At 72.6% G+C, this 2,656-nt stretch carries 4 protein-coding genes; 3 read left to right on the top strand and 1 reads right to left on the bottom strand.

Going from position 1 to position 2,656, the window contains the following annotated elements; genetic code table 11:
* Window positions 1-206: 206 nt before the first annotated feature.
* Window positions 207-650, top strand: a complete 444-nt coding sequence (locus tag ACFXBC_RS22370) for a hypothetical protein (RefSeq protein WP_385027080.1) — start codon at window positions 207-209, stop codon at window positions 648-650.
* An 18-nt stretch (window positions 651-668) separates the two neighbouring features.
* Here ACFXBC_RS22370 and ACFXBC_RS22365 read toward each other — a convergent pair whose 3' ends face one another.
* On the bottom strand, window positions 669-1,919 hold the full coding sequence (locus ACFXBC_RS22365) for a helix-turn-helix domain-containing protein (RefSeq protein ID WP_385027077.1): 1,251 nt from the start codon (window positions 1,917-1,919) through the stop codon (window positions 669-671).
* 151 nt (window positions 1,920-2,070) lie between these two features.
* On the opposite strand from ACFXBC_RS22365, the gene ACFXBC_RS22360 reads away from it, so the two are divergent.
* Together ACFXBC_RS22360 and ACFXBC_RS22355 are read left to right on the top strand one after the other, a co-directional pair.
* Complete coding sequence (locus ACFXBC_RS22360) at window positions 2,071-2,487, top strand: ATP-binding protein (protein ID WP_385027074.1); 417 nt, start codon at window positions 2,071-2,073, stop codon at window positions 2,485-2,487.
* Window positions 2,484-2,645: a hypothetical protein gene (locus tag ACFXBC_RS22355; protein ID WP_385027071.1), complete on the top strand. Its 162-nt coding sequence runs from the start codon at window positions 2,484-2,486 to the stop codon at window positions 2,643-2,645. Before ACFXBC_RS22360 ends, ACFXBC_RS22355 begins: the two co-directional genes overlap by 4 nt.
* Window positions 2,646-2,656 lie beyond the last annotated feature (11 nt).

Below are 2,656 nucleotides of genomic sequence, written 5' to 3'. Positions count from 1 at the left end.
GGCGCCCCCGGCCCCCCGTCACACAGTGTGGGGGGGGGGGGGGGGGGCGGGGCGGGGGGGGGGGGGGGGGGCGGCGGCCCCCCGCCCCCGCCCCCCCCCACCCCCCCGTGGTGGGGCCGCGCCGGATTCCTAGGGTGTAAACGGTCAGCCGGCCTGCTACTACCGAACCAGAGTCCGACGTTGCGGGCCCTGGTTACGATCCCCCGATGGAATGGTGGAAAACGATCGCGCCCCTGGTCGGCGTGATTCTGGGAAGTCTCGGCACGCTGCTCGGACAGAAGCTCTCCGACGGTCGCACGCTCCGGCGTGACCGGCTGCTGGCCAAGGAAGAGGCGAAGGAGCGGCTGGCGGCGGAGCGGGTGACGCTTCAGCGGGAAACCATCATGGAGATTCAACAGGCGCTCGAAGGCGTCATGGCGGCCAACGTCCCCGCACGAGGGCGCACGCTGAGTCCCGAATTCAGAGCAGCAGCCACGCAATCAGCACTGCACCTGCACGCGCTCATAGCCCGACTCGAAAACCGGGAGCTGGCCACCAGCGTGCATGAGTGGCTGGGCGCGCACCAGAACGCTGAAGCAGCCCGGACGGCGCTTGACGCCCTTCAGGACCGGTTGAGTCATCATCTCCGTGGGCTGTACGCGGACCGGTAAGGAGGGCGACCGCTGCGATCAGGCGAGCAGCAGATGCCCGTAGTCGGTGAGCACTTCGCGCGCCTCGGGCACGTCCTCGTACTCCTTCAGCCGGTGCAGGACCGTCCGGGCCCGCTCCGCCGTGCGCTCCGAGGAGAGATCGCCGGACGTGTCGATGACGCGGCGGGCCTCTTCGGCGGCCTGCTCGGGCTCGTTGGCGTCGGCCAGCGCCACGGCCAGCCATGAGCGATACAGCGCGACTTCCCGGGCGTGGGTGGCGTCGTAGCGTCCCAGCACGTCCTGGAGCAGCGGCACCGCGCGCAGTGGGCGACGCAGCTCGGTGAACACCCGGGCGTCCATGATCTCCAGCTCCTCGCGGTTCACCCAGTAGGCCCACGTCGGCGCGGGAGGGCCGCCCGTGGCGTCCAGGACGGCGTGGGCCTCCCCGAGCGCCCGCAGGGCCGGTTGAGCCTGTCCGGCACGCGTATGCGCCCACGCCACGCGGTCCAGGAACAGGGCGCGGGTTGTGGCCGGAGCGTCCGGCCCGGCCTCGGAGATCGCTGCCTTCGCCAGTTCCAGGCCCTCCCGTTCCCGGCCGCTGTTCGTCAGGTGGTAGGCGAGGCTGCCCGCGAGCTGTGCCACCAGCGGCGCGTCCCCGGCCTGTCGGGCGGCCGAGAGACCGAGTCGGTAGGCGTGCTCCGCGTCCTCACCCCGACCGGCGTCGGAGGCGATCCATCCGGCGATCTGGCCCAACTCCCCAATCTGCACGAGCAGGCCGCGCCCCGTCTCCTCGGAGTGCTCGGACTCGCGGTACAGGCGGACGGCGGCGCGCAGCTCACGGAAGGCAGGGGCGATCAGGTCACCGCCGGACAGCACATCGTCCGCGAGCCGGAGGCCGTGGACGCGTGCCGCCAGGCCGTCCACGGTGGTGGCGCCGATCCGACGGCCACGGGGGGTCGCCAGGGGCTCCAGAGCGCCCCCGTCGGGCAGCAGGTCCGCGAGGGTGGCCGCGACCCCGGGAAGGGTGGCCTGAGCATCCCCCCGGGCGTACGCGGCGGCCTGCTCCAGCTCGCGCAGCGGCACACCGAGTACCTGGGCGAAGGTGGGGAGCCACACGTCCGGGATGCGCTCCCCGCGCTCCCACCGGGAGACCTCGTTCCGCGTGATCGACTGGGCGCCGGACACGGCGCACAGCACGGCGGCGAACTGCCGCTGCGAGCGGCCGGAGTGGCGCCGTAGACCGGCGAGGTAGGCGCCGAACTCGCGGCGTCGCTCGGTGGTGTCGCTCATGGTGGCCCCCTTCCATATCTAGTGTGGCCCCTCCCTGGCCCCCTGGTTGGCTCCTCCGCATGATCACGCACCCCGGTTACCTGAACGCGAAGCGCCCCGGCGACCGCGCGAACGGCCCCGGGGCTGGCCGATCTGAAGGAAGCAGACCGACATGCCGCAACCTACAACCCGGGCCCGTCAGATCGGACACCCCGGGTACAGCGAGACCCTGCCGAGGCAGCCCGAGAGCGCAGCCACCGCGCGGCGCCTGCTTCGTACCGCCTGTGCCGTCTGGGGGCTGGACGCATTGGCCGAGGATGGGGCGCTGATCGTCTCGGAGCTGGTGGCCAACGCCGTGCAGCACGCCCGGCGGGAGTCCATCCGGGTCGTCATCGACCGTCCCGGCGCTGCGCGGGTACGTGTCGGCGTCGCGGATCTCTCCCGGGCGCGGCCGGTGCAGCGCGAAGCCGACGACAGTGAAGAAGGCGGGCGTGGTCTGCGCCTCGTGGCGGCGCTGGCCGCCGACTGGGGCACGGATGAGCGGCGCTGGGGCAAGATCGTGTGGGCGGACCTGGAGGGGCGCGGGTGACCACGGGAGAGACACCCGGCCGCAGCGCGGCGCGCGCCCATCTGTCGCAGTTGATCGAGCTGTTCGGCACGGACGGATGCCTGCGGATCACTACGGCCCCGGCTGAACCCGAGCCGCCCGCCGTCGGCGCACAGGCCGAGGGTGACGAGCAGAACTGACCGCCCCCAGG

Origin of the sequence: Streptomyces sp. NPDC059398 (assembly GCF_042751845.1) — a bacterium.
Classification (GTDB): Bacteria; Actinomycetota; Actinomycetes; order Streptomycetales; family Streptomycetaceae; genus Streptomyces.
This window is presented reverse-complemented; position numbering and strand designations above follow the sequence as displayed.

Bases quoted from the DNA above. Each gene is read 5' to 3' on its own strand.
- ACFXBC_RS22370 (WP_385027080.1), top strand. From the start codon at position 207: ATGGAATGGTGGAAAACGATCGCGCCCCTGGTCGGCGTGATTCTGGGA.
- ACFXBC_RS22365 (WP_385027077.1), bottom strand. From the start codon at position 1,919: ATGAGCGACACCACCGAGCGACGCCGCGAGTTCGGCGCCTACCTCGCC.
- ACFXBC_RS22360 (WP_385027074.1), top strand. From the start codon at position 2,071: ATGCCGCAACCTACAACCCGGGCCCGTCAGATCGGACACCCCGGGTAC.